The following is an 847-nucleotide window of genomic DNA, read 5'->3' as shown; positions in this document are numbered from 1 at the left end:
CGAGATCGATCCCTTCGCGGGCAAAGGCATCGCTCTGGCGGTTCAGCGGCAGATGCTGCAGGAACTTGTCGCACAGGATGGTCGACAGCAGCCATGGGCCGGCGCGTCCGCGCGCGATCGGATGGAAGGGGGCGGGTGGCTGGGTGATGCTCTCGCAGTCCCGGCAGGTGAACTTCTCCCGCACCGTCTGTATGACCTTGAACTGGCGCGGGATCACCTCCAGCGTCTCGGTGACGCTCTCCCCCAGTTTGCTCAGACGATCGCTGCCACAGCACGGACACTGTGTCGGTGCGGGGATGACGACCCGCTCGCGCGGCAAATCGGCACGCAGGGGCTGGCGTCCCCGGTTGCTCCGGGGTGCTGTCGTGCGGACAGCGGGATCCGCCGCATTTTCGGGCGCGTCCTCGGCGAGCGTCGTCTCCAATTCTTCCAGTTCGAGTTCGAGTTGGGCCAGCAGGCGGCGCCCCCGCTCCGACGAGGCGCCGAAACGGTCCTGGCGCATCCGCGCGATAAGATGTTTGAGATGGGCAACCTGCGCTTCGGCGCTGGCCGCACGGGCTTCCGCGACCTCGGCACGCGCCTCGGCAGCGGCAAGTGCCGCGCGCAAGGCGATGATGTCGTCCGTGTCTCCCGTCATGAAGGCAGTTGATCACATGGGCGCTCAAAAGGGTACCAGTATATGCTGACCTGGCGCGGTTTTTATTATCCCGCCAGTTCAGGTCTCCATGTTTTCTGCGGATTGCGCCAGTCCACACCCTCCAGCAGACAAGTCAATTGTGACGGGGAGAGATGGATCGCTCCGTCCTTTGCCGAAGGCCACAGGAAATGCCCGCGCTCGATCCGCTTC

General features: G+C 64.6%; 2 protein-coding genes. Both read right to left on the bottom strand.

From position 1 onward, the window contains the following. Positions 1–637: IS66 family transposase zinc-finger binding domain-containing protein (locus CFR76_RS17520; RefSeq protein WP_146222733.1), on the bottom strand; the 637-nt coding region annotated here is incomplete at its 3' end. Between the two features lie 65 nt (positions 638–702). Continuing rightward, entirely contained in the window at positions 703–840 is a 138-nt protein-coding gene (tnpB, locus tag CFR76_RS18870; protein ID WP_129551913.1) for an IS66 family insertion sequence element accessory protein TnpB, read from the bottom strand. Between the last annotated feature and the right edge of the window lie 7 nt (positions 841–847).

Source organism: Komagataeibacter swingsii (assembly GCF_003207895.1).
GTDB lineage: Bacteria > Pseudomonadota > Alphaproteobacteria > Acetobacterales > Acetobacteraceae > Komagataeibacter > Komagataeibacter swingsii.
The sequence above is the reverse complement of the archived record's forward strand: the minus strand, read 5'-3'. Positions and strand labels throughout refer to the sequence as shown.